Below are 17,502 nucleotides of genomic sequence, written 5' to 3'. Positions count from 1 at the left end.
CGCGCGGTGCATCGTCCAACAAACCTGCGGGCAAGCACGGCAAACCCGGCGGCCACGGGAAGCATGGATCCCAGCGGCCAGCCTGGATGCCCGAGCCGCCGCGTCCACTGCGGGGCCGCGGCGAAGCGCCGACGGTCGATCCGCACGCGCACCGCGAGGCCGCGCGCTACGAGAAACCGATCGCCAGCCGCGAAATGATCCTGCGGCTGCTCGCGTCGGCCGACGGTCCGCTGCCCATCGACGTGATCGCCGAGCAGCTGGGCATCGACGACGACGAACGCCGCGAGGCCCTGAATTTCCGCCTGCGCGCGATGCTGCGCGACGGCCAGTTGCTGCAGAACCGCAAGGGCGCCTACGTCCCCGCGGAGCAGGTCGACCTGATTCCGGGCGTCGTCATCGCCAATCCCGACGGTTTCGGTTTCCTCAAGCCCGATCCGGGGCATGGCGATGACCTGTTCCTGCCGCCGTTCGAAATGCGCCGCGTCATGCACGGCGATCGCGTGCTGGCGAACGTCACCAGCGTCGACCGCCGCGGTCGTCGCCAGGGCGCGATCGCGGAGATCCTCGAGCGTCGCCTGACGCGCCTGATGGGCCGCTACGAGACGCGCGCGGGCGTCGGCTTCGTCATCCCCGACGACCGCCGCGTGCAGCAGGACATCCTGATTCCGCCGGACGCGCGCAACGATGCGAACCCCGGCCAGGTCGTCGTGTGCGAGATCACCGAGATGCCGGACGGCAAGCACGTGCCGGTCGGCCGCATCCTCACCGTGCTCGGCGACAAGCTCACCGCGTCGCTGGCGGTGCAGGCGGCGATCCACGGTCACGACATTCCGCACGAATTCCCGCAGCCGGTGCTGGAGGAGGCCGCGTCGATTCCGGTCGATGTCGACGCCGCCACGGCCGCGACACGTGTGGACCTGCGCAAGCTGTCACTGGTCACCATCGACGGCGAGGACGCTAAGGATTTCGACGACGCCGTCTACGCCGAACCGAATCGAGACGGGTTCCGGCTCGTCGTCGCGATCGCCGATGTCTCGCATTACGTGCGTCCGGGCACGCCGCTCGACGAGGAGGCGCAGAAGCGCGCGACCAGCGTGTACTTCCCGGGTTTCGTCGTGCCGATGCTGCCGGAGACGCTATCGAACGGCATCTGCTCGCTCAAGCCCAAGGTTGATCGCCTGTGCTTCGTCTGCGACATGCAGGTGGATCGCAAGGGGCAGGTGACGGAATCGAAGTTCTACGAGGCGGTGATGCATTCGCATGCGCGCCTCACGTACACGCAGGTCTGGAACGCGATCGGCGACGACGTCACCGACGCAGAGCGCGAGGATTCCCGCGGCATCATTGGTTCGCTGATGCCGAATATCGAGAATCTGCACCAGCTGTTCCACATCCTCGTGAAGGCACGCGAACGACGCGGCGCGATCGAGTTCGAATCCAGCGAAGTGCGCTTCGTGATCGGCCCGAAGGGCGAGGTCGTGCAGGCCGGCATGCTCCAGCGCAACGACGCGCACAAGCTGATCGAGGAATGCATGATCGCAGCGAACGTCGAGGCCGCGAAGTTCCTGATCGAAGCCGATGTGCCCGCGCCGTTCCGCATCCACGAGCGCCCACCGGAGCAGAAGTACGAAGACCTGCTCGAATTCCTCAAGGAATTCAATCTGAGCCTGCCCGCGTGGTCGAAGGTGAAACCCAAGGACTTCACCGCACTGCTCAAGAAGATCCGCGAGCGCCCCGAGGCTGCGCTCCTCGAATCGGTGCTGCTGCGCAGCCAGGCGCTGGCGGTGTACGCGCCGACCAACGTCGGTCACTTCGGCCTCGCGCTGGACGCGTACGCCCACTTCACGTCGCCGATCCGCCGCTATCCCGACCTGCTCGTGCATCGCGCGATCAAGCACGCGTTGAGTGGTGCGAAGCCGGAGAAGTACAGGTATTCACCGAGCCAGATGGCGCAGCTGTCGCTGGAGAGTTCCGAGCGTTCGCGACGCGCCGACGAAGCCGCGCGCGAGGTCGACGAACGCTATCGCGCCGCGTGGATGGAACAGCACGTCGGTGGCGAGTTCGACGGCACGATCAGCGGCGTGACCAGCTTCGGTCTCTTCATCGAACTCGACGAGTCGAAGGTCAACGGCCTGGTGCACGTCACCCAGCTGCCGAACGACTTCTACCACTTCGACCCGGTGCGCAAGACGCTGACCGGCGAGCGCCGTGGACGCGAATACCGCCTCGGCGACCGGGTGCGGATCGTGGTCCTGAAGGCGAGTGTCGAGGATCGTCGCATCGACTTCCGGCTGCTCGAGGAGGGCGGCGGCGGGTTGAAGCCGTTGCCGCCGCGTGGGCAGCCGGCGAAGCGGAAGAAGCAGGCGTATTGACCTCGCCTCGCGCCGCCTCACGGCGGCCCCGGGGTTTCTCGGCCGCATTCGAAGCCGGGAAGCGGGTTTTCTCCCGCGTTGCGGCCCGTTGGGGCTGGTCGCGGGCGGGGTCTGTCCGCGGCGCGGCGCGGCGCCACACTGCACAATAGGCGCATGAGCAAACAGAACCAGTGGATCGCCGGCATCAACGCGGTGTCGGCGGCGCTCCAGAACGACGCCGAGAACGTGCGTGAGGTGCTGCTGGAGGCGGGCGCGAAGAATCCCCGCATTCAGGAGATCGAATCGCAGGCGCGTCGCCTGGACATTCCGGTGCGACGCGTGGCGCAGCAGGCGCTCGACGGCGCGGCCGGCGGCCTGCGCCACCAGGGCGCGATCGCGCGTTACATCGCGGCGCGCACCTGGAGCGAGAACGAACTCGAAGACCTGATCGCGGCGGCGGATGGGCGCGCGCTGGTGCTGATCCTCGACGGCGTGCAGGACCCGCACAACCTCGGCGCCTGCCTGCGCAGTGCGGCGGCAGCGGGCGCGACGGCGGTGATCATCCCCAAGGACAAGTCGGTGCAGGTCAATGCGACCGTGCGCAAGACCTCGGCGGGCGCCGCGGATGCCGTGCCGGTGGTGCCGGTCACCAATCTCGCGCGCACCATGAAGGATCTGCAGCAGCTCGGCGTGTGGCTGTATGGCTTGGCCGGTGAAGCCGAAGGCTCGTTCTACGCGCTCGACCTGCGCGGCAACGTCGGCCTCGTGCTCGGTGGCGAAGCGGACGGCCTGCGTCGCCTGACGCGCGATACCTGCGACGGTCTCGTCTCGGTGCCCATGCCCGGCGCAGCGCAGACCGGCGTCGAGAGCCTCAACGTCTCGGTGACGGCGGGCGTCACGCTGTTCGAGGCCGTGCGCCAGCGGAGTGCCCGCTGATGGACGACGGTGCGCTCGTTTCCCTGCACTGGTACGACCTCGTCGGTCTCGGCGGCTCGTTCGCGATCCTGCTCGCGTTCTACCTCGCGCAGTCGCGTCGCCTTTCGGCCACAGGCATCACGTACCAGTTGTTGAACCTGCTCGGCGCCGCCGCGGTGCTGGTCTCGCTGGTCGGCACGTTCAATCTGTCGGTCGCGCTGCTGGAGAGCGCGTGGATCGCGGTCAGCGCCTACGGCATCGCGCGCTCGCTGCGCGAACGCGGCCGCAGCTGAGGTCGACGGACAGTGCATCCGTCCGCCACTTCCGTCCGTAGTCGCCCCGTATATGCGCCATTCCGGCGCGCTTGCGGGGGCTGGACGCGGGTGGCATAACGCTCCGGCCCCGACATCGATCGAGGGACGCAGTGACCGTCATCGCCTATCCCGGATTCCGCGAGGCCCCCATGCTCACCGTCGCGAGCGACACGGACGTGCACGTCGACCTGCTGCTGGACGTCGCGCAGGGCGACCGCGACGCGTTCGAACGCCTCTACCGCGCCGCGTCGTCGCGTCTGTTCGCGATCTGCCTGCGACTGCTACCGGACCGCGCGGAGGCCGAGGACGTGCTGCAGGAAGTCTTCGCCGCGATCTGGCACAAGGCGGAACAATTCGACCCGTCGCGCGCGAGTGCGATGGCGTGGATGGCGATGATCGCCCGCAACCGCTGCATCGACCGCCTGCGTTCGCCGGGTCACACCGTGCGCACCACGGCGATCGAGTTGGGTGAGGAACTGCCGGACCACGGCGAGACGCCGATCGACGCGGCGCTAGCCTCGGACGATCGCGAACGCCTGCAGCGCTGCATGCAGCGGCTCGACGAACGCCGTCGCGGACTGATCCGCACTGCGTTTTTCGACGGCGCGACCTACGAAGAGCTGGCGACGCGCTCCGGCGCGCCGCTGGGATCGGTGAAGAGCTGGATCCGACGCGGCCTGCTGCAGCTGCGCGCGTGCCTGGAGCAATGACCATGCGCGAACACGATCTCGACCGCGATCCGCCGTCCGCCGACCTGCTCGCCGGCGAGTACGTCCTCGGCGTGCTCGATGCGCACGCGCGCCGCGAAGCCCGCCTGCGCGCATCGCACGATCCCGCCTTCGCGCGCCTGATCGACGACTGGGCGCGGCGCCTCGAGCCGCTGCACGACGAATTGCCGAAGGACGCCGTGCCGACGCATGTCTGGCCGCGCATCCGCACGCGCCTGGGTTGGGCTTCGATCGAGCGTGCTTCGACACCGCGTGTCGGCCTCTGGAAGGCGGCGACGGCGGCCGGTTTCGCGACCGCTGCCGCACTCGCCGTCGTCATGCTGCAGGTGCCGCGTTCGACCCCGCCATCCACGCCGGTTGCTGCAACACCCAAGGCGGTCACGCCGATGCCGGAAATGCCGGTCACGCGCCTGGTGAAGAACGACGGCCAGCTCGCCTATCTCGCCACGGTCGACATGCACGGCGGCGGCATGTGGCTGGTGCCTGTACCGGGCGCGATGGATGAGGACGGCATGGCGCCGGTGCTGTGGTTGATCGCGCCGGGCCAGAAGCCGAAGGCGCTCGGCTACGTCGGCGCGTGGAAATCGCATTGGGTCGACGTGCCGAAGGCCGAACTGCATGCCGGCATGACGTCGAAGTGGACGATCGCGATCACGATGGAACCGGTGCAGCCGGTCGCCCCGCAGGTGCCGTCGTCCAAGCCGATGGCGGCAGGCACGCTGTCGCTGTGACGCCTCAGGCGTCGGGCGTGGCGTTCGCCGCTGCGCCCACGCCGCCGAGCATCGGCCACGCGTTGACGATCTTGCAGAACAGTTCGGCGGTGCGTTCGGCGTCGTACACCGCCGAATGCGCCTCTTCCGCACGCCACTCGATGCCTGCGGCCTGCAGGGCGCGGCCGAGTACCGTCTGCCCGTAGGCGACGCCGCCGAGCGTCACCGTGTCGAACACGCTGAAGGGATGGAAGGGATTGCGCTGATGGCGCGATCGCGCGACCGCCGCATTGAGGAAGTTGAGATCGAAGTGCGCGTTGTGGCCGACCAGGATCGCGCGCTGGCAGCCGTGCTTCTTCATCGCCGTGCGCACGGGCGCGAACACGATGTCGAGCGCCTGCCGTTCGTTCTTGGCGTCGCGGAACGGGTGGTCGATGACGATGCCGGTGACTTCCAGCGACTTGGGATCGACCTCGGTGCCGGGTGCGGGCATGACGTGCGCGCTGGTGGTCGGGCAGGGAATCAGGCGCCCGTCGGCGTCCAGATCCAGCGGCACCGCCGCGATCTCGAGCAGCGCATGACGGTTCCAGTCGAAGCCCCCGGTTTCGACGTCGACGACGACCGGCAGGAAGCCGCGGAAGCGCGTGGCGAGTGAGGGCACAGGGGACCGGCGGTGGTGCGGGGCGGGCAGCCTAGCAGACGGGCCCCGGCGCGGCCGTCAGCTGGCGATACGCGCGCCCAGGACGATGCCGTCCCGACGGTAGGTCTCGAGCAGTGCGAGCCCGGCCTCGATGAAGGCGTCGACGTCGGGCGCGCCGACATCGTGCGCGAGCGAACGCAGCAGCGATTCGCCGGAGACATTCGACTCCGGCAGGCGATGTAGCAGGTGGAAGGCGAGCGGGCTCAGCGTGTGGAAACCGACGGAGCCGTCGTCGCGGCGATGCACGAGCAGCAGCGTGGATTCGGGCGTATCGGGAATCGCGCCCGGCGCGATGCGCTGCACCGGCCAGTCGTAGGCGAGCGGCCACGCGAGCGGCGACAGCAGTGGCACGCCGGTGCGCAGATCGCCTTGGGGATCATGCGCAATGCCGGCGGGCGTTTCGTCGCTGATCTGCAGCGCGAGCTCCACCCATTCGTAGTGCGCGAGCTCGCGCAGCCAAGGCGGATCATCGCGGCCGGCGTCGGCGCGCGCATCGAGGTAGCGCATCAGTTCGCGCGGCAGTTCGGTGAACACCGGCGTGCGCGCGTCGTGTTCGCGCAGGAAGTCGCGGACAAGAGCCAGCCAGACGCCGTCGCCGAGCGTCGCCCGCATCACCGGGAAGGTCCCGGCGAGCAGCGACTCGACGTTGTTGAAGACGAGCTCGGCGTAGATCTTCAGGCGCCGCGCTTCGACACCCGCGGGCGCGGCAGCATGATCGGGATCGCGCACGTACGCGCCGAGCGCCGCCAGCGCGTCGAAGGCCTCAGGCGGCATCGCGTCGCCCGCGCGTTGCCTGCGCGAGACGGCTGCGCACGCCGCCAAGTTCGACGAGCAGTTCATCGAATGGCGGCAGGTTGAAGTCGCGCTCCAGCAGCGTCGGTCGTGGACCAAAGCGTGCATAGGCGGCGTCGAGCAGCTCCCACACTGGCGCGCTCACCGGCGTGCCATGCGTGTCGACCTTGAGGTCGTCGGCCTCGTCGTAATGGCCGGCGACGTGGATGTAGGCGACGCGTTCGCCGGGAAGCGCGGCGAGAAATTCGTGCGCGTCGTAGCGGTGATTGGTCGCGTTGACGACGATGTTGTTGACGTCGAGCAGCAGGTCGCAGTCGGCCCGTTCGAGGACGTTGTTGATGAAGTCGATTTCGCGCATGGCCGCCGCGTCGCCGGTGTCGAGCGTCGCGTAGTAGGAAATGTTCTCGACGGCGATACGGCGGCCCAGGATGTCCTGCGTGCGCCGGATGCGGGCGGCGACGTGATCGACCGCGGCGCGGTGGAATGGCAGCGGCATCAGGTCGTAGAGCTGGCCGCGCGCGTCGGTGCAGGCCGAAAGGTGTTCGCTGTAGATCGGACTGCCGAGCCGGTCGAGGAAACGTCGCAGCTTGGCGAGGAACGTTTCGTCGAGCTCGCCCGGGCCGCCCAGGGACAACGACAACCCGTGGCAGATGACGGGCCAGCGTGACGCGACGGCGTCGAACGCATCGCCCGATGCACCACCAACACCCATCCAGTTCTCCGGCGCGACTTCGATGAAGTCGACGGTGTCGTCGGAGGCCGCCTGCAGCGGACCCAGAAGGGCCCGCCGCAGGCCGAGGCCGGCAGCATTCGCAGCGAGAGGGCGGGCTGCGGCCATTACCGCTGGATCAGATCGAGCCGCCGCACTTGCCTTCGCCGCACTTGCCTTCGGCCATCTTGGCGTCGGCCACCTTCTTGTCGGCGACGGTCTGCGCCTTCGGTGCCGCGGCGTCCGGCTTGGCCGCGCCGGCCTTCTTGTCGGCGCCGCACTTGGCTTCCGCGGCCTTCTTGTCGGCACCGCACTTCATTTCGCTGGCCTTGGCGGTGTCGGCGCCGCACTTGGCTTCGCCGGCCTTCGCCTTGTCGGCACCGCACTTGGCTTCCGCCGCCTTGGCGTCGGTCTTCGCGGGGGCATCGGCGGCGGACAGCATGTAGCCCTGCGACAGCGGCGTGGACGCGAAGGCGGTGCCGGCGAGCAGCAGCGAGCCGGCGACGGCGGCGAGGGCGGGGGTCTTGAGCGAACGGGACATGGGAGGACCTCTATCGGGGCGGCCTTGCCGCGCGAAGCCGCGATGCTAGCGCGGCGGGGAGGGTTCGGCAGCCGGTGGTCCCGGTTCGCCGGACGCCGGTTCATCCAGCGTCAGAGCTTCCTTACGGCGCGCCGGGGTCTGCGGATGCAGCCCGGCGCACGAACGAAACGGGCGGCCCGCAGGCCGCCCGTGAGGCGACGCCCCGGTCAGAGCGTCGCGGTATTGCTCTCGTCCGCCTTCTCGCGGGGCGGCAGCGCTTCCTCGCCGCGCACCAGGAACCAGATGTTCTCGGCGATGTTGGTGGCATGGTCGCCGATGCGCTCGATGTTCTTCGCCATGAACAGCAGATGCGTGCAGGGCGTGATCGCGCGCGCGTCTTCCATCATGTAGGTGAGCAGTTCGCGGAACAGGCCCGTATAGGCGGCATCGATCTCGGTGTCGGCCGCACGGACGCGCTGCGCCGCCTCGACGTCGTTGTCGCGGTAGGCGGCGATCACCGCGCGCACCTGCTGCACCGCCAGCGTGCCGATCAGTTGCAGGCCCGCGACGTGCGGCAGCGGCGGCGCGGTGTTGAGCGCCATCGAGCGCTTGGCGACGTTCGCGGCGTAGTCGCCGATACGCTCGATGTCCGCCGCGATGCGGATCGCCGCGAGGATCTCGCGCAGGTCGCGCGCCATCGGGCCACGCAGCGCGAGCTTCATGACGTCGTGGCTGACTTCGTGCTCGAGCACGTCGATGGCCTCGTCGTTGGCGACGATGCGCGCGGCGGCCTTGTCGTCGCGACGCTGCACCACGTCGAGTGCGGCCTCCAGCTGCGCCGCGGCCATTTCTCCCATGCGCAGGGTTTCGTCGAGCAGGCGCTTCTGCTCGGCGTCGTAGCTCTTGAGGATGTGTTCGTGCATGTGTTGTGCCCCGTCGGATCAGCCGAAGCGACCGGTGATGTAGTCCTCGGTCTGCTGCTTCGAGGGATTGGAGAAAATCGTTTCCGTGGTGCCGTGCTCGACCAGCTCGCCCAGGTACATGAAGGCGGTGAAGTCGGAGATGCGCGCCGCCTGCTGCATGTTGTGGGTGACGATCACGATGGTGAAGTCGCGCTTGAGGTCGTCGACGAGCTGCTCGATGCGGCTGGTGGAAATCGGGTCGAGCGCGGACGTCGGCTCGTCGAGCAGCAGCACGCTCGGCCGCAGCGCCACGGCGCGCGCGATGCACAGGCGCTGCTGCTGGCCGCCGGAAAGACCCAGCGCGCTCTGGCCGAGCTTGTCCTTCACCTCGTCCCACAACGCGGCCTGGCGCAGCGCCTGTTCGACGCGATCCTTCATCTCGGACTTCGACAGGCGCTCGTGGTGCCGGATGCCGTACGCCACGTTCTCGAAAATCGTCATCGGGAACGGAACGGGCTTCTGGAACACCATGCCGACCTTGCTGCGCAGGCGATTGAGCGGATAGCGGGGGTCGAGGATGTTGTCGCCGTCGAGCAGCACTTCGCCCTTCGCGGTGAGCTTGGGGTAGAGCGCGTAGATGCGGTTGAAGACGCGCAGCAGCGTCGACTTGCCGCAACCTGACGGTCCGATCAGCGCAGTCACCTGACGCTCGGGAATCTCGAGGTTGACGTTCTTTACGGCGTGGAACTTGTCGTAATAGAAGTCGAGCCCGCGGGCGGCGAGCTTCACCGTCGCCGCGGGGGACGCAGTCTGCGCGGTCGCCAGGTGGAAGCGGGGAGCGTCGTTCATCGCGAGGTCCGAAGGAAGGGCAGCGTTCATCAGTCGTGGGTCACGCGGTTGCGCACGACGATCGCGCGCGCGAGGAGGCTCACCGCCAGCACGAACAGCATGAGCACGAAGGCGCCGGCCCATGCGAGCGAATGCCAGGCGTCGTAGGGGCTCATCGCGTACTGGAAGATCACCACCGGCACGTTCGCCATCGGCGAGGTGACGTCGGTCGACCAGTACTGGTTGTTGAGCGCGGTGAAGAGCAGCGGCGCGGTTTCGCCGGAGATGCGCGCGAGCGCGAGCAGGATGCCGGTGATGATGCCGGGCAGGGACGAGCGGTACAGCACCTGCACGATCACCTTCCACTGCGGGATGCCGAGCGACAGCGCGGCCTCGCGCATCTGCGTCGGCACGAGGCGCAGCATTTCATCCGTGGTGCGCACCACCACCGGCAGCACGATGAAGGCGAGCGAGATCGCGCCGGCGAGTGCCGAGAAGTGCCCCATGCGCGCGACGACCAGCGTATAGACGAACAGGCCGAGCACGATCGACGGCGCCGACAGCAGGATGTCGTTGACGAAGCGCACGGTGTCGCCGACCCAGCTGCGGTTCGAATACTCGGCGAGATAGGTGCCGGCGAGCACGCCGATCGGCGCACCCATCGCGATGCCTAGAAGGCTCATCAACGCGCTGCCGAAGAACGCGTTTAGCAGGCCGCCTTCTTCGCCCGGGGGCGGCGTCATTGCGGTGAACAGGGCGACGTTTATCGACGACAGGCCGTTGTGCAGCGTGGTCCACAGGATCCACACCAGCCAGAACAGGCCGAATGCCGTGGCGAGGACCGCCAGCGATTGGGCGATGACGTTGAAGGCGCGGCGTCGGGCGTAGAGCGAAATCATCACGCGCCCTCCCGCTTGGACAGTCGACGCAGCATCAGGCGCGCGACCGCGAGCACGACGAACGTGACCAGGAACAGCACGAAGCCGAGCGCGATCAGCGCAGAGCGGTACTGGTCGGAATCGGCTTCCGCGAATTCGTTGGCGATGGTCGCGGCGATGGAGTTGCCCGGCATCAGCAGCGACGTCGTGAGCTCGTGCGCATTGCCGAGCACGAACGTCACCGCCATGGTCTCGCCGAGTGCGCGGCCGAGGCCGAGGAAGATGCCGCCGATGACGGCCGAGCGCGTGTACGGCAGCACGACGTCCCAGACCACTTCCCAACGCGTCGAACCGAGTGCGTACGACGATTCCTTCAGACGATTCGGCACCGTCAGGAACACCTCGCGCATCACCGAGGCGATGAACGGAATGATCATGATGGCCAGCACCAGGCCCGCGGTGAGCATCCCGAGGCCGAGCGGCGGGCCGGCGAAGATCGAACCGATCACCGGCAGCGTGCCGAGGTGCGCGTCGATCCACGGATACACGTGCTCGCTCAGGTACGGCACCAGCACGAACAGGCCCCACATGCCGTAGATGATCGACGGGATGCCCGCCAGCAGTTCGATCGCGGTCCCGACCAGGCCGCGCATCCACTTCGGCGCAATCTCGGTGAGGAACATCGCGATGCCGAAGCTCACCGGCACGGCGATGATCATCGCGATCAGCGCGGTGACGACCGTGCCGTAGATCGGCACCAGCGCGCCGAACTTCAGGCCGACCGGATCCCAGTCGCGCGAGGCGAAGAAGCCGAGGCCGAACGTCTGGAACGTCTCGCGACCGCCCCACAGCATCGACAGCGCGGCGGCGGCGAGCGAGACGAGTACGAACATGCCGGCGGCCGTGACCAGCCAGCGGAAGCCGCGGTCGGCCTTAGCATCGCGCGAAGTTGTGTAGACGGCGGGGGCGGGTATTGCGCTCATGTCACCCGAAGACTGGTCCGGATCTCGCGTGTGGAAACGGCGTCGCCTCGAAGCGCGACGCCGTCGTTGTCGTCCGCCGGGTGCGGACGCGATGCATCACTTGAACTGCGCGGTCCAGTACGTCTCGACCTGCGCAACGACATCCGGCGGCAGCGGCACGTAGTTCAGGGATTCGGCGGTCTTGCCACCGTCGTGCAGCGCCCAGCGGAAGAAGTCGAGCGCGGCCTTCGAACGCGCCGGATCCTTCGGCTGCTTGTACATGAGGATGAAATTCGTCGCGGCGATCGGCCACGCCTGCTCGCCGGGCGCGTTGGTGATCACGACGCTGAAGTCCTTCGCGTTCTTCCAGTCGGCCGTCGCGGCCGCGGCCTGGAACGACGCGATGCTCGGCTGCACCCACTGGCCGGCGGCGTTCTGCATCTGCGCGTGCGCCATGCCGTTCTCGGCGGCGTAGGCGAGCTCGACGTAACCGATCGAACCCTTGATCTGCTTCACGTACGCGGCGACACCTTCGTTGCCCTTGCCGCCGATGCCGGTCGGCCAGTTCACCGATGTACCTTCGCCGACCTTCGTCTTCCACTCCGGACTCACCTTCGACAGGTAGTTGACGAAGTTGAAGGTGGTTCCCGAGCCATCCGAGCGCTTCACCACGTTGATCTTGATCGCCGGAAGCGCCACGCCCGGATTGAGCGCCGCGATCGCGGCGTCATTCCACATCGTGACCTTGCCCAGATAGATGTCCGCGAGCACCGGACCGGTGAGCTTGAGCTGACCCGCAGCGATACCCGGGAGGTTGATGACCGGCACCACGCCGCCGACGGCCGAGGGAAACTGGCCGAGGCCCGCCTGCGCGAGTTCGTCCGACGAAAGCGGCTTGTCGCTGGAACCGAAGTCGACGGTGCCGGCCTTGATCTGCGCGATGCCGCCGCCCGAGCCGATCGACTGGTAGTTGATCTTCGCGCCGCTCTTCTGCGCGTATTCGGCCGACCACTTCGACAGCAGCGGGTAGATGAAGGTCGCGCCGGCGCCGGTGATCGTCGCTTCGTTCTTCTCGCCCGGGGCGGACGCAGCGGTAGTGGCGGCGGTCGATGCCTTGTCGGTGGACGCGTTGTTGCCGCCCGAGCACGCAGCGAGGGCGACGGTCAGGGCGACGGCAAGGCCGGCGAGGCGGGCGAGATGCATGGCGACTCCATGAGGACGTGCCGCCGGGTGGCGGCGTTGCCCCGCCATGAAATGATGTTTTTGTTACACGACCATGACACCGCTGTCGCAATGCGAACGGGCCCCACGAAGGGGCCCGTCCAGGTGGCCGCCAAGCGGCCGTCGATCAGTACTTCGCGTTGATCGACCAGTACTGTTCGATCTGCTTGATCAGCGAGTCGGGCAGCGGCACGTAGTCGAGCGCGCGGGCCTGCGCGTCGCCGCTCGTGTAGACCCAGCGGAAGAACTCGATCGAGTTCTTCGCGCCCGCGGCATTGCGCGGCTTACGGCTCATCAGCGCGAACGTCGTCGCCGTGATCGGCCACGCCTTTTCGCCCGGCGCGTTTGTCATGACGAGATAGAAGTCCTTCGCATCGCTCCAGTTCGCGCTCTTGGCGGCTTCGGCGAAGGTTTCGTCGCTCGGCAGCACGTAGTTGCCGGCCGCGTTCTTGAGGCGCGCGTACGTCATCTTGTTCTGCAGCGCGTACGACAGCTCGACGTAGCCGATTCCACCCGGAATCTGCTTGACGTAGGCCGCGACGCCTTCATTGCCCTTGCCGCCGATGCCGACCGGCCACTGCACCATCGTGCCTTCGCCAACCTTCTGCTTCCAGGTAGGGCTGACCTTGCCGAGATAGTTGACGAAGTTGAACGTCGTGCCCGAACCGTCCGAACGGTGCACGACGGTGATCTTCTTCGCCGGCAGCTGGATGCCGCCGTTCTGCGCCACGATCGCAGGGTCGTTCCACATCGTGATCTCGCCCATGAAGATGCGGCCGAGCGTCGCGCCGTCGAGCTTCATCGCGCCGGAAGCAACGCCCGGCACGTTGATCACCGGCACCACGCCGCCGATGACGATCGGGAACTGCACGAGACCGGCCGACGCGATGTCTTCCGGCTTAAGCGGCATGTCGGTCGCGCCGAAATCGACGGTGCCGGCCTTGGCCTGGGCAATGCCGCCGCCCGAGCCGATCGACTGGTAATTGACCTTGTGACCGGTCGACTTCGCGTAGTCCGAGGACCACTTCGACATCGCCGGATACACGAAGGATGAGCCGGCGCCGGTGATGTCGGCAGCCTGGGCGGCGAAGCACGCCACTGCGAACGAGAGCGCCAGCACGCGCGCGTGCATGGAGCGGGATACGGAAGACTTCAGCACGGATGGACTCCTGGAAAGGGACGGGCACGACCCGCCTCCCGGCATTCCATCGCGACGCGATGACACGGCGGTTGCACGTCGATGACATTCGCGTGACACGCCGCGAAAACAAAAAAGGAGGCGCAGCGATGGCTGCGCCTCCAATGACTCGACCCTTGGAGAGAGTGTGACGCGGCGATTACCAGTAGAACTGGACGCGCGCTTCGATGATGTCCGGATTGTCGTCGACGACGGCGTTGAACGTCTTGTTGTTGAGCGCCGGATCAGCGGAGTACGTCGCGCTGGTCTTGCCGATGTAACGCGAGCTGTCGACCTTGACGTAGTTCAACATGAACTTGAAGTTCGAATGCCAGTACCAGTTCGCGCCGATCGTCCACGCGTTCTGACGGCCGCCGAGCACGCCGTTCACGGTCGGCGCCGACGTCGGCGTCGCGCCTGGCGTCAGGCTGCCGTCGTCCAGATCGATGTGGTCGTAACGCAGGCCGAGCTGGAACATGCCCGACGCCGGGTTGGCCGGCAGCGGCGTGGTCGGCACGCCCGCCTTGTAGCCGAACTTCTCGCCCGTGATGTTCCACACGCCCGAGATGTAATAACCGTCGGCATCGAACGAGCTGCCCGGCTGCGCGGCGAAGCCCGTGTCGTAACGGTCGACGCTGGCCTTCATGTACTCGCCCTGCAGCTTGAACGGGCCGTGCGCCCACAGGCCTTCGAGTCCGAGCACCGCTTCACGATCGGAGTTGCGGATGCCGGTCGCACCCGTGTCGACGAGACGCGTGCCGGCGAGGTCAGCGAGCGGGCGCGCGCGCAGGCGGATCGTGTCGGTGTCGGTGTCCAGGTCGACGTACGACAGGCCGAGGTGGACGATGTTGTCACCGTCGTTGATCGGCGCCCAGGTGCCGCGCAGACCGTAGCCGTTGCCGTGCGCCAGGTTGCGGGTCAGCTCGCGCTCGAAATACGCGCCGGTCACCGACCAGTTGGTGTCGCCATAGCTGAACTGGCCGCCGAGGCGGCGCGACACGCCGAACGTGTTCGTGATCGACGCCTTGGCGATGAAATCGTTGTTCTTGGTCGACGACAGTTCTTCCAGGCTGTTCGGCATCTTGAACTGGCCGATCTGGATGAACTTGTTGGCGTCGCCGCCAAGCTTGTACTTCGCGTTGACGTCGAGCCACTTGTTGGCCTTGGCGTCGTAGCCCAGCACCCAGTCGTAATTGCCCGGGCCCTTGCCCTTGAGCACGAGTTCGGCGCGACGCATGTCGAAGTCGTGGTCGACGCCGTCGTTGCTGTTGGCACCGAGGAACGCCTTGTCTTCGTTGTACCAGTTGGCATCGGCCTGGACGAGGCCTTCGAACGACACTTCCGAGTCGTGGATGACGTCGATGGCGACCTCGGCGTGGGCGGCCGGCGCGGCGAGCACGCCCAGCAGGGCGAGGGCGAGCGTGTTACGCGAGAGTTTCATGGAGGGTCCTGGGAAGGAGGAACGCCGTGAAGGCTAGGGCGTGAAGTTTGCGTAAATGTGACAGTTCCGCGGCCGCTGCCCGAAGACGGTCATTTCGCGCGCGGCCGCCCCGGCGCGATCTCCAGCGGCGGAGCGTCCCCCGGCGTCTTGTCCGGAAAGTGGCACAGATCGCGCACGATGCAGCGCGGGCAGTCGGGTACGCGGGCCGTGCAGACGTAGCGGCCGTGCAGCAGCAGCCAGTGGTGGGCGTGCTGCAGGTAGCGGTCAGGAACGACGCGCAGCAATTCATCCTCGACTGCGCGGACGTCGGGCCCCGGTGCCAAGCCGGTGCGGTTGGAGACGCGGAAGATGTGGGTATCGACCGCCATCGTGTGTTCGCCGAACGCCGTGTTCAGTACAACGTTGGCGGTCTTGCGGCCCACGCCCGGCAGCGCTTCCAGCGCCTCGCGGTCGCGCGGCACCTGCCCGCCGTGCAGTTCGACGAGCTGCTTCGCCATCGCGACGACATTCGCCGCCTTGGTCCGGTTGAAGTTGATGTTGGCGATGTAGGGCAGCAGGCGCTCGACGCCGAGCTTCGCGATGGCCTGTGGTGTGTTCGCGACGGGAAACAGCTTGCGCGTCGCGATGTTGACGCCGGTGTCGGTCATCTGCGCGGACAGTGCGACCGCGACGAGAAGCTCGTATGGTGTCGAGAATTCGAGTTCGGTGGTCGGCTCGGGGTTCGCGTCGCGGAAGCGCTCGAACAGCGCGTCGATCTCCTTCGGCGTCATGCGCTTCGACGGCTTGACGCGCTCGCTTCCGCCGAGTGGTCGGGCAGCGCGTACTCCGGCTTTCGTCGCGACTCCGGGTGCGGCCTTGCGTTTCGACGCCGATGTCGAGGTCTTCGCGTTCGGTGCGGCCTTGCTGGCCGTCGTCGTCGAAGTGCGAGCGGTTGTCTTGCCCGTGGCGGCACGCGCCGACGCGGGCTTTGCGCCCGCGCGGGCTGTCGCCGTCTTTCGCTTCGAATCAGTCGATGCAGCTCCCATGACGCGCAACTTCGGGCGCTTCGTGGGCATGCCTGATTTCTTCCTGGCCGGCTTGCCGCGACCGGTATCGCTAGAACGCGTCATCGGGTCGGACCCTTCGCACGCGCCAGCGCGCGTTGCAGCGCTGCGGCGGCCGAAGGCGGAAGCGCCGGCGCATTCGTTGCCGCGGCCGGCGGACGCGCATTGCGCGCGGCCTCACGCTCGGCCGCGCGACGCGCGAGGCGTCGTTCGCGTGCGCGGAAGCGTTCACGCGCGGCGAGCGCGGTGCGACGCTGATCCCGCATGGCGATCAACTGCGCCGTGCACGCGGGTGCGCACAGCCCGCAGGCCTCGACATCGAGCAACCCGGCCTCGATCGCACCATCCACATCATCGCCCTGCAGGCAGCCGGCGATCACATGCGCCGCCGACGGCGCACCGCATCCGCAGACGGGGCAGGGCGCCGCGGTCACGCGCCGGTAAACGACGGCTTGCGACGCTCCAGGAACGCCGTCGTGCCTTCGCGCATGTCCTGCGTCGCGAACATCAGGCCGAACTGCGCGGCTTCGTATTCGAGGCCTTCCTCGATGCCGCATTCGCCGCCGACGTTGATGCAGTCGAGCGCGCCCCGCAGCGCGAGCGGCGCGGACGACGCAAGCTGCTGCGCGACGGCCATCGTCTGAGCTTCGAGCTCAGCGGCGGGCACAACGCGATTCACGATGCCGAGTTCGCGCGCGCGCTGGGCGTCGATCGGTGCGCCGAGCAGGCACAGCTCGAGCGTTGCGGCACGACCGGCAAGTCGCAGCAGGCGCTGCGTGCCGCCGAAGCCCGGAATCAGGCCGAGATTGATTTCGGGCTGGCCGACGCGCGCGCTGTCCGATGCGATGCGCAGGTGGCAGCACATCGCGAGTTCAAGACCACCGCCGAGTGCGAAGCCGTTGACCATCGCGATCACCGGCTTCGGGCTCTTCTCGACGCGACGCATCATGCGCTGGCCGCGCAGGGAGAAATCGCGGCCCTGCGCGGGTGTCAGGGTGTTCATCTCGGCGATGTCGGCCCCCGCGACGAACGCCTTGGGGCCGGCGCCGGTCAGCACGATCGCGCGGACCGAGGCCGTCGCGATCGCCTCGGCAAAAGCGACGTCGAGCGCATCCAGCGTCGCCGCGTTGAGCGCGTTGAGCTTGTCCGGCCGGTTGACGGTGATGATGCGGACGGCGTCGCGGTCGGCGACGGTCACCGGCGAAGCGCTGCTGCTGTCGGTCATGGCGGGCCTGAATGAAAAGGGGCGGAAATTCACGCCTCGAACGCGCCGCGGAACTCGAGCGGCCGGAGGCGGTCAGAGGGTTCGGT

The 17,502-nt window shown here is 67.6% G+C and carries 19 protein-coding genes; 5 read left to right on the top strand and 14 right to left on the bottom strand.

The annotated features are described in order from the left end of the window. Positions 1-86: 86 nt before the first annotated feature. From rnr to DWG18_RS06805, 5 genes are all read left to right on the top strand, one after another. Entirely contained in the window at positions 87-2,372 is a 2,286-nt protein-coding gene (gene rnr / locus DWG18_RS06825; protein ID WP_240318646.1) for a ribonuclease R, read from the top strand. Between the two features lie 153 nt (positions 2,373-2,525). After that, positions 2,526-3,287: a 23S rRNA (guanosine(2251)-2'-O)-methyltransferase RlmB gene (rlmB, locus tag DWG18_RS06820; protein ID WP_115646505.1), complete on the top strand. Its 762-nt coding sequence runs from the start codon at positions 2,526-2,528 to the stop codon at positions 3,285-3,287. After that, complete coding sequence (locus tag DWG18_RS06815; RefSeq protein ID WP_115646504.1) at positions 3,287-3,559, top strand: hypothetical protein; 273 nt, start codon at positions 3,287-3,289, stop codon at positions 3,557-3,559. Before rlmB ends, DWG18_RS06815 begins: the two co-directional genes overlap by 1 nt. 170 nt (positions 3,560-3,729) lie before the next feature. After that, positions 3,730-4,290: a sigma-70 family RNA polymerase sigma factor gene (locus DWG18_RS06810; RefSeq protein WP_115646503.1), complete on the top strand. Its 561-nt coding sequence runs from the start codon at positions 3,730-3,732 to the stop codon at positions 4,288-4,290. A gap of 2 nt (positions 4,291-4,292) precedes the next feature. Then, positions 4,293-5,039, top strand: coding sequence for an anti-sigma factor (locus tag DWG18_RS06805; RefSeq protein ID WP_162823739.1), 747 nt, complete (start codon positions 4,293-4,295; stop codon positions 5,037-5,039). A 4-nt stretch (positions 5,040-5,043) separates the two neighbouring features. On the opposite strand, the gene rnt is transcribed toward DWG18_RS06805, so the two are convergent. The 14 genes from rnt to DWG18_RS06735 form a co-directional block, all read right to left on the bottom strand. Continuing rightward, positions 5,044-5,709 (bottom strand): ribonuclease T, encoded by a 666-nt coding sequence (gene rnt, locus DWG18_RS06800; RefSeq protein WP_115646501.1) that lies wholly within the window; start codon positions 5,707-5,709, stop codon positions 5,044-5,046. A 27-nt stretch (positions 5,710-5,736) separates the two neighbouring features. Further along, positions 5,737-6,492 carry a putative DNA-binding domain-containing protein gene (locus DWG18_RS06795; protein ID WP_115646500.1) on the bottom strand — a complete coding sequence of 252 codons (756 nt, stop codon included), beginning with the start codon at positions 6,490-6,492 and terminating at the stop codon, positions 5,737-5,739. Next, positions 6,482-7,348, bottom strand: a complete 867-nt coding sequence (locus tag DWG18_RS06790) for a DUF692 domain-containing protein (protein WP_115646499.1) — start codon at positions 7,346-7,348, stop codon at positions 6,482-6,484. Before DWG18_RS06790 ends, DWG18_RS06795 begins: the two co-directional genes overlap by 11 nt. Before the next feature lie 10 nt (positions 7,349-7,358). Further along, on the bottom strand, positions 7,359-7,760 hold the full coding sequence (locus tag DWG18_RS06785) for a hypothetical protein (protein ID WP_115646498.1): 402 nt from the start codon (positions 7,758-7,760) through the stop codon (positions 7,359-7,361). A 206-nt stretch (positions 7,761-7,966) separates the two neighbouring features. Further along, positions 7,967-8,662 carry a phosphate signaling complex protein PhoU gene (gene phoU, locus DWG18_RS06780; protein ID WP_115646497.1) on the bottom strand — a complete coding sequence of 232 codons (696 nt, stop codon included), beginning with the start codon at positions 8,660-8,662 and terminating at the stop codon, positions 7,967-7,969. A gap of 18 nt (positions 8,663-8,680) precedes the next feature. Further along, complete coding sequence (gene pstB, locus DWG18_RS06775; RefSeq protein ID WP_115648079.1) at positions 8,681-9,490, bottom strand: phosphate ABC transporter ATP-binding protein PstB; 810 nt, start codon at positions 9,488-9,490, stop codon at positions 8,681-8,683. 29 nt (positions 9,491-9,519) lie between these two features. Next, positions 9,520-10,368 carry a phosphate ABC transporter permease PstA gene (pstA, locus tag DWG18_RS06770; protein WP_115646496.1) on the bottom strand — a complete coding sequence of 283 codons (849 nt, stop codon included), beginning with the start codon at positions 10,366-10,368 and terminating at the stop codon, positions 9,520-9,522. Next, entirely contained in the window at positions 10,368-11,330 is a 963-nt protein-coding gene (gene pstC / locus DWG18_RS06765) for a phosphate ABC transporter permease subunit PstC (protein WP_115646495.1), read from the bottom strand. Before pstC ends, pstA begins: the two co-directional genes overlap by 1 nt. Before the next feature lie 96 nt (positions 11,331-11,426). Next, positions 11,427-12,512 carry a phosphate ABC transporter substrate-binding protein PstS gene (gene pstS, locus DWG18_RS06760; RefSeq protein ID WP_115646494.1) on the bottom strand — a complete coding sequence of 362 codons (1,086 nt, stop codon included), beginning with the start codon at positions 12,510-12,512 and terminating at the stop codon, positions 11,427-11,429. A 145-nt stretch (positions 12,513-12,657) separates the two neighbouring features. Continuing rightward, positions 12,658-13,662, bottom strand: coding sequence for a phosphate ABC transporter substrate-binding protein PstS (pstS, locus tag DWG18_RS06755; RefSeq protein ID WP_162823898.1), 1,005 nt, complete (start codon positions 13,660-13,662; stop codon positions 12,658-12,660). A gap of 205 nt (positions 13,663-13,867) precedes the next feature. After that, the gene (locus tag DWG18_RS06750) at positions 13,868-15,148 is read right to left on the bottom strand and encodes an OprO/OprP family phosphate-selective porin (RefSeq protein WP_115646492.1); all 1,281 of its coding nucleotides are present in this window, start codon (positions 15,146-15,148) and stop codon (positions 13,868-13,870) included. 89 nt (positions 15,149-15,237) lie between these two features. Next, positions 15,238-15,918: an endonuclease III gene (gene nth, locus DWG18_RS06745; protein ID WP_115648078.1), complete on the bottom strand. Its 681-nt coding sequence runs from the start codon at positions 15,916-15,918 to the stop codon at positions 15,238-15,240. Between the two features lie 335 nt (positions 15,919-16,253). Continuing rightward, a complete protein-coding gene (locus DWG18_RS06740; protein ID WP_115648077.1) occupies positions 16,254-16,571 on the bottom strand; it encodes a hypothetical protein in 318 nt (105 codons plus the stop codon). 50 nt (positions 16,572-16,621) lie between these two features. After that, complete coding sequence (locus tag DWG18_RS06735) at positions 16,622-17,416, bottom strand: enoyl-CoA hydratase-related protein (RefSeq protein ID WP_115646491.1); 795 nt, start codon at positions 17,414-17,416, stop codon at positions 16,622-16,624. Positions 17,417-17,502: the final 86 nt, after the last annotated feature.

This window comes from Lysobacter sp. TY2-98, assembly GCF_003367355.1.
Lineage (GTDB): Bacteria > Pseudomonadota > Gammaproteobacteria > Xanthomonadales > Xanthomonadaceae > Cognatilysobacter.
Note: the sequence above shows the minus strand (reverse complement) of the source record. Positions and strands in the feature narration are given on the sequence as shown.

Bases quoted from the DNA above. Each gene is read 5' to 3' on its own strand.
- rnr (WP_240318646.1), top strand. From the start codon at position 87: ATGCCCGAGCCGCCGCGTCCACTGCGGGGCCGCGGCGAAGCGCCGACG.
- rlmB (WP_115646505.1), top strand. From the start codon at position 2,526: ATGAGCAAACAGAACCAGTGGATCGCCGGCATCAACGCGGTGTCGGCG.
- DWG18_RS06815 (WP_115646504.1), top strand. From the start codon at position 3,287: ATGGACGACGGTGCGCTCGTTTCCCTGCACTGGTACGACCTCGTCGGT.
- DWG18_RS06810 (WP_115646503.1), top strand. From the start codon at position 3,730: ATGCTCACCGTCGCGAGCGACACGGACGTGCACGTCGACCTGCTGCTG.
- DWG18_RS06805 (WP_162823739.1), top strand. From the start codon at position 4,293: ATGCGCGAACACGATCTCGACCGCGATCCGCCGTCCGCCGACCTGCTC.
- DWG18_RS06795 (WP_115646500.1), bottom strand. From the start codon at position 6,492: ATGCCGCCTGAGGCCTTCGACGCGCTGGCGGCGCTCGGCGCGTACGTG.
- DWG18_RS06790 (WP_115646499.1), bottom strand. From the start codon at position 7,348: ATGGCCGCAGCCCGCCCTCTCGCTGCGAATGCTGCCGGCCTCGGCCTG.
- DWG18_RS06785 (WP_115646498.1), bottom strand. From the start codon at position 7,760: ATGTCCCGTTCGCTCAAGACCCCCGCCCTCGCCGCCGTCGCCGGCTCG.
- phoU (WP_115646497.1), bottom strand. From the start codon at position 8,662: ATGCACGAACACATCCTCAAGAGCTACGACGCCGAGCAGAAGCGCCTG.
- pstB (WP_115648079.1), bottom strand. From the start codon at position 9,490: ATGAACGACGCTCCCCGCTTCCACCTGGCGACCGCGCAGACTGCGTCC.
- pstA (WP_115646496.1), bottom strand. From the start codon at position 10,368: ATGATTTCGCTCTACGCCCGACGCCGCGCCTTCAACGTCATCGCCCAA.
- pstC (WP_115646495.1), bottom strand. From the start codon at position 11,330: ATGAGCGCAATACCCGCCCCCGCCGTCTACACAACTTCGCGCGATGCT.
- pstS (WP_115646494.1), bottom strand. From the start codon at position 12,512: ATGCATCTCGCCCGCCTCGCCGGCCTTGCCGTCGCCCTGACCGTCGCC.
- pstS (WP_162823898.1), bottom strand. From the start codon at position 13,662: ATGCACGCGCGCGTGCTGGCGCTCTCGTTCGCAGTGGCGTGCTTCGCC.
- DWG18_RS06750 (WP_115646492.1), bottom strand. From the start codon at position 15,148: ATGAAACTCTCGCGTAACACGCTCGCCCTCGCCCTGCTGGGCGTGCTC.
- nth (WP_115648078.1), bottom strand. From the start codon at position 15,918: ATGACGCCGAAGGAGATCGACGCGCTGTTCGAGCGCTTCCGCGACGCG.
- DWG18_RS06735 (WP_115646491.1), bottom strand. From the start codon at position 17,416: ATGACCGACAGCAGCAGCGCTTCGCCGGTGACCGTCGCCGACCGCGAC.